The organism is Phenylobacterium sp. (genome assembly GCF_031425575.1).
Taxonomy (GTDB): domain Bacteria; phylum Pseudomonadota; class Alphaproteobacteria; order Caulobacterales; family Caulobacteraceae; genus Phenylobacterium.
The window spans coordinates 1-5,457 of sequence record NZ_JANPJP010000114.1; the positions used below are offsets into that span (position 1 = coordinate 1).

The window sequence follows — 5,457 nt, forward strand, 5'->3', positions numbered from 1 at the left end:
GAGAAGCAGCCGATCGTCCCGGTCCGCATCGCGGTCCTGACCATCTCCGACACCCGCGATGAGGAGAGCGACACCTCCGGCCACGTCCTGGCCGAGCGCATCACCGGCGCGGGCCACGAACTGGCAGACAAGGCCATCGTCAAGGATGACGTCGACCAGATTCGGATGCAGGTGAAGGCCTGGGTCGCCTCGGGCGCCGTGGACGCCATCATCACCACTGGCGGCACCGGGATCACCGGCCGCGACGTGACCCCCGAAGCCGTCGAGCCGCTGTTCGACAAGAAGCTCGACGGCTTCTCGGTGGTCTTCCACATGGTGAGCTACCAGTCGGTGGGCCTGTCCACCCTGCAGAGCCGCGCCACCGCCGGCCTGGTGGGCGGGGTCTTCGTCTTCTGCCTGCCCGGCTCCAACGGGGCGGTGAAGGACGGCTGGGACAAGGTGATCTCCGCCCAGCTCGACAGCCGTCATGGCCCCTGCAACATGGTCGAGCTGATGCCCCGCCTGCTCGAGACATGAGCCGCCTGACCCACATCGACGAGACCGGCCGGGCCAATATGGTCGACGTCTCGGCCAAGGCGGTCACCACCCGGGAGGCCCTGGCCGAGGGCTTCGTGCGCATGTCGGCCGAAACCCTGGCCCTGGCCCTGTCGGGCGACGCCAAGAAGGGCGACGTCAGATCCACCGCCGAGATCGCCGGCATCATGGCCGCCAAGAAGACCGCCGACCTGATCCCACTCTGCCATCCCCTGGCGCTGTCCAAGGTGGAGGTCCGGGTTGAGCCCGGTGAGGGTGGCCTGGCCGTCACCGCCCGAGTCCGCACCAGCGGCCAGACCGGGGTGGAGATGGAGGCGCTGACCGCCGTCTCCGTGGCCTGCCTCACCGTCTACGACATGCTGAAGGCCGCCGATAAGGCCATGACCATCGAGGCCGTGCGCCTGATGGAGAAGTCCGGCGGAAAGTCCGGCGACTGGAAGCGTCCGTGAAGCTGCTGAGCGTCGAGGCCGCCCGCGCCGCCATGGTGGCGGAAGCCAGCCCCCTGCCGGCGCAAACCGTTCCGCTGCAGACCGCCAACGGCCGGGTGCTGGCCGAAGACATCGCCGCCGTCCGCGCCCAGCCCCCCTTCACCAATTCCGCCATGGACGGCTGGGCTGTACGCGCCGCCGATACGCCGGGCGCGCTCGCCATCGTCGGTGAGAGCGCCGCGGGCCACGGCTATGAAGGCGCACTCGCCCCAGGACAAGCCATCCGTATCTTCACCGGCGCGGCCCTGCCGGTCGGCGCCGACAGCGTGGTGATCCAGGAGAACGCCACGCGCGAGGGTGATCAGGTCACGGTTCCCGCCGCCGCGCCCGGCGACAATATCCGCGACGCCGGCAAGGACTTCCGGGCCGGTGACGTCCTGCTCACCAGGGGGACCCGCATCGACCCCTGGCGCCTGTCCCTGGCCGCCTCCGCAGGGCGCGCCGAGGTCAGCGTGCACGCCAAGCCGCGCATCGCCATCCTCTCCACCGGCGAGGAGATCGTCGAGGCGCCAGCTGTGCCAGGGCCCTTCCAGATCTACGATTCCGGCTCCCCGGCCCTGAAGGTGATGTGCGAGGCCTGGGGCGCGGGCGCCACCAAGCTCAGCGGCATCCGCGACCAGCTGGACGCGGTGATCGAAGCCATGCGCGGCGCCGACGCCGACCTCATCGTCACGGTGGGCGGCGCCTCGGTGGGCGACCACGACCTGGTGCGCACCGCCGCCGAGGCCCTGGGCATGCAGTACCGGGTCGAGAGCGTCGCGGTTCGCCCCGGCAAGCCAACCTTCTTCGGCGTCCTGGCCGACGGCCGCCGCCTGCTGGGCCTGCCCGGCAATCCGGCCTCGGCCTTCGTCTGCGCCGAGCTGTTCCTCAAACCCCTGATCGCCGCCTACTCCGGAGCGGCCCACGCCCCGCGCATGGCCACCGCCCGCCTGGCCGAGCCCCTCGCCGCCAACGGTCCCCGCGAACACTGGATGCGCGCCAAGCTGACCTACGAGGCCGGCGCCATCACCGCCCAGCCCTATCGCGACCAGGATTCGTCCCTGGTCAGCGTCTTCGCCGCCGCCGACGCCCTGCTCAAACGCCCGCCCGGCGCCCCGGCCTCAGCGGCCGGCGACCTCGTCGAGGTGCTGCTGCTGGACCGGGCGGGGTAGGCGGCTAAGGCCTAGACCCAGCCTTCAGGCACGAAGTCGTTGGTGGTGAGGGCATGGCTGCCGGTCAGCTTGACCGCGAAGCCCACAGTGTTGTTGTGGGCCGCGTCGGCGAACACATATGTGCCGGCCTCCGACCCGAAGACCTCCACCACCATGACCTCGCGAGCGCCGCTGCTGATCAGAGTGGTGGCGTCAGCCAATGCCGAGGCATAGCTCTCGGCCGAACTGCTCAACATGAACGTTGAGAAGTTCGCGGCAGTCACCGGAATCCCGATGTCGAACCAGCTGCCCAGCCCGAAGTCGGTGATCACATCCAGCTCGCTGTAGGTGGTGCTGGTGTCGCCCACCGCGAATACGAAGCGGTTGTTGCCGTCGTGGCTCGAAATCGTGTCGGCGCCTGTCCCGCCGACGAAGGTGTCGTTCCCGAGCCCGCCGTATAGGAGATCATCGCCGGCCCCTCCGGACAGACGGTTGTTGACCTCGTCGCCGTAGAAGGTGTCGTTGTGGGCGCTACCTTTGATGTTCTCGATGGACTCCAGGCCGTCAAAGCCGTCGCCTTGCGCGTACCATCGGCCGGTGATAATCGCCGAGACCGAGACACCGCTGGCGGCGTCGCTAAAGTCGGCCGTGTCGATACCGCCACCGCCGATCATGTAGTCATCGCCGGCGCCGTCGATCAGCAGGTCATTGCCGTCATCGCCATCGATGTAGTCGGCGCCGTCGCCGGCCACGATGGTGTCATCGCCCGCGCCGCCGAACAGATAGTTGCCCACGTCGTTCCCGACGATGCTATCGGCGTCGCCGCTGCCGTAGACGCCCTCGATGGAGACCAGGTTGTCGTGGCCATGGCCGTCGGCGGTCTGGGTGATCAGGTTGACCACCACGCCGCCCGCGACGCCGTCGTCGAAGCTGACCGTGTCGTCGTTGGCGCCGCCGTCGATCAGGTCGTCGCCTGCGCCACCGGCCAGGAAATCGTCACCCGCGCGGCCGACCAGGCTGTCATTGCCCGCGCCGCCGAAGATGTAATTGGCGCCCGACGTGCCCATCAGGGTGTCGGCGTAGGACGAGCCGTGTACATATTCGATGGAGACCAGGGTGTCGGTCCCGGCGCCCAGGGTGTTCTGGGCGGTGGTCAGGGCCAGGTCGACCCTTACGGCCGCGGTGGCGTCCTCGTAGCCGGCCCAGTCAAAGCCCGTGCCGCCGTCGATGCGGTCATTGCCAAGGCCGCCCATCAGGTAGTCGTCGTTGGCGCCGCCCGAGAGGGTGTCGGCGCCATCGTTGCCAGCTAGGACGTCCTCGCCGCCGAGACCGGAGAGCGAGTCATCCCCCGCCAGGCCATACAAAGTGTCGGCGCCCGCGCCGCCCGTCAGCCTGTCCTTGCCAGACCCACCCGTGAGAAACATGACCCCTCCTGCGCCGGCCCGATGCCGATGAGCCGCAACCTAAGGGTGGCGATAGCGACGCCAATCGCGCGCAACCTGGAGGCGTCAGGTTAAGCTTAAGGCGCCTGCCGCAGCGGGCGTTTCCGTTAAGACTTAAGGGATTCCACCTCGTCCCAGGTGAGGGACCGACCGGGATAGGCCACCGCCTTGAAGGGCCAGTCGGTCTGCAACCAGGATTTGAAGGTCGCGTACAGGGGCTGATCAAGCTGCGTGTGGCTGGTGCGGGCCCAGCAGAAAGCCTCGGCGTCGTAGCCCGCAAGCTCGGTCGGTTCGATATAGGCGCAGCCCAGGCAGAGGGGCTCGTCGGGCGCCATCACCGTGTAGGCGAAGGAGCGGCGGATCTTGAACTCCTTGTGGTGCCAGCCGAGGTCGATGAGATCGTCCTCGAAGGTCAGGCCCTCGGGCCAGCAGGTCTGGCGCGCGAAGACGGTTCGAAGCTCGGCGGCGCTGGTCATCACCGCATCGTAGTCCTTGACCACGTCGGTGATCAGCAGGGGCCGCAGGACGAAGTCCGGGGTCTCCAGCCGCAGGGGCACGACGAAGTCAGGCGGGACGAGGCGTTTCATTCCCTCTGCATGACGGGGGATCGCGTCGTCGCCAAGCACCCTGGTCCGTCACCGGCCATCGACCCGACGAGGCGCCTCAGAATCAGGCGTCGGCCTTGTCGCGCTTGGACACCGGCTCGCGGGGCGTCGCAGGCGCGCGGGCGTGGCGCAGGGCCATGATCTCGCCGATCACCGAGACCGCCACCTCCCAGGGGGCCTTGCCGCCGATGTCCAGGCCGATGGGGGCGTGGACGCGCAGCAGGACGTTCTCCGGAACGCCCGCGGCGCGCAGAGGCGCCAGGCGCTCAGGCAGGCGCTTGCGCGCCCCCAGCAGGCCGACATAGCCGGCGGCGGACGGCAGGGCGGCGGCCAGCGCCGTGCGGTCGGTCTCCAGATTGTGGGTGGCGATGGCGATGGCGGTCCAGGCGTCGGTCCCGATGGCGGCCAGCGCCGCCTCCGGTTCAGAGCGCAGGTAGGCGATCCCGGCGATGGGCGGGCCAGCCTCCGGCCCCTTGGGGCGGACGAGCGTGGTCTCGAACCCGCTCTGGGCGCCGAGCTGGCTGATGGCGAGCGCGGTGGGGTCGGAGCCGAAAACCACCAGACGCGGGGTCGGATCGTAGCGGCGCAGGATCGCGCCCTCCCAAGCGGTCTCGGTGTCCGGCTCCACGCAGAGTCGCGTCACCCCGTCACTGATCCAGACGGCGGGGCGGCGCTCGGCCTCGGCGGCCAGCAGCTGGGCCATCGCCAGATCGCCGGCCGGGACCCGCTCCAGGAAGATTTCGATGCGCGCGCCGCACAGAAGTTGAATGTCCGGCCAGGGGCTGCCCTCGCCATAGACCAGGCGCCGGGGCGCCCCGTCCTCGAGGCAGGAGGCCGCGTGATCGGCGATATCGCTCTCCACGCAGCCGCCGGAAAAATATCCGCAGACGATCGCCTCGGCGAAGACCATCTGGGTTCCGACCGGTCGCGGCCCGCCGCCCTCCACCGAGACCAGGGTGGCCAGGGCAAGCGGTTGATTTCGTTGCGTAGCCTGGCGCAAGGCGGGGCGCACATCCTCGGCCATGCCGAACAATGGCCACTCGGGAAGGGGCTCTCTCATCGTGCTCAGCTTAACCCCCGTGAAAGGTTCCAGACACCGCTTCTTTAGGCCTTGCCCCCTAAATGGGGGCTCCTAACGTTCGCAACCAGCGTTGTTCATGACGTCTCCGCTTTCCAAGCTCGGTCTCGGTTCCGCCCAGTTCGCCCTCGAGCAGGCGAGCCTGCGCGGCCGTCCGCCCCAGGCCGAGGTCCGGGACAT

At 69.0% G+C, this 5,457-nt stretch carries 6 protein-coding genes; 3 read left to right on the forward strand and 3 right to left on the reverse strand.

Translation table 11 applies throughout. The features are described 5' to 3' along the window. Positions 1 to 12 precede the first annotated feature (12 nt). Genes moaB through glp form a run of 3 tightly spaced genes read left to right on the forward strand, consistent with a single transcriptional unit; the run spans position 13 to position 2,173 of the window. The gene (moaB, locus tag RMO97_RS06725) at positions 13 to 516 is read left to right on the forward strand and encodes a molybdenum cofactor biosynthesis protein B (protein ID WP_310539808.1); all 504 of its coding nucleotides are present in this window, start codon (positions 13 to 15) and stop codon (positions 514 to 516) included. Beyond that, positions 513 to 983: a cyclic pyranopterin monophosphate synthase MoaC gene (gene moaC, locus RMO97_RS06730; protein WP_310539798.1), complete on the forward strand. Its 471-nt coding sequence runs from the start codon at positions 513 to 515 to the stop codon at positions 981 to 983. Before moaB ends, moaC begins: the two co-directional genes overlap by 4 nt. Further along, positions 980 to 2,173 carry a gephyrin-like molybdotransferase Glp gene (gene glp, locus RMO97_RS06735; RefSeq protein WP_310539800.1) on the forward strand — a complete coding sequence of 398 codons (1,194 nt, stop codon included), beginning with the start codon at positions 980 to 982 and terminating at the stop codon, positions 2,171 to 2,173. Before moaC ends, glp begins: the two co-directional genes overlap by 4 nt. An 11-nt stretch (positions 2,174 to 2,184) precedes the next feature. Here the strand turns inward: glp and RMO97_RS06740 are convergent, their stop codons facing one another. The 3 genes from RMO97_RS06740 to RMO97_RS06750 all read right to left on the reverse strand — a co-directional run bounded on the left by RMO97_RS06740 (position 2,185) and on the right by RMO97_RS06750 (position 5,259). Continuing rightward, positions 2,185 to 3,576, reverse strand: a complete 1,392-nt coding sequence (locus RMO97_RS06740) for a calcium-binding protein (RefSeq protein WP_310539802.1) — start codon at positions 3,574 to 3,576, stop codon at positions 2,185 to 2,187. A gap of 125 nt (positions 3,577 to 3,701) precedes the next feature. Further along, positions 3,702 to 4,181, reverse strand: a complete 480-nt coding sequence (locus tag RMO97_RS06745) for a hypothetical protein (RefSeq protein WP_310539804.1) — start codon at positions 4,179 to 4,181, stop codon at positions 3,702 to 3,704. 82 nt (positions 4,182 to 4,263) lie between these two features. Beyond that, positions 4,264 to 5,259 carry an XdhC family protein gene (locus tag RMO97_RS06750; protein ID WP_310539806.1) on the reverse strand — a complete coding sequence of 332 codons (996 nt, stop codon included), beginning with the start codon at positions 5,257 to 5,259 and terminating at the stop codon, positions 4,264 to 4,266. Positions 5,260 to 5,457: the final 198 nt, after the last annotated feature.

Bases quoted from the DNA above. Each gene is read 5' to 3' on its own strand.
- moaC (WP_310539798.1), top strand. From the start codon at position 513: ATGAGCCGCCTGACCCACATCGACGAGACCGGCCGGGCCAATATGGTC.
- RMO97_RS06740 (WP_310539802.1), bottom strand. From the start codon at position 3,576: ATGTTTCTCACGGGTGGGTCTGGCAAGGACAGGCTGACGGGCGGCGCG.
- RMO97_RS06745 (WP_310539804.1), bottom strand. From the start codon at position 4,181: ATGAAACGCCTCGTCCCGCCTGACTTCGTCGTGCCCCTGCGGCTGGAG.
- RMO97_RS06750 (WP_310539806.1), bottom strand. From the start codon at position 5,259: ATGAGAGAGCCCCTTCCCGAGTGGCCATTGTTCGGCATGGCCGAGGAT.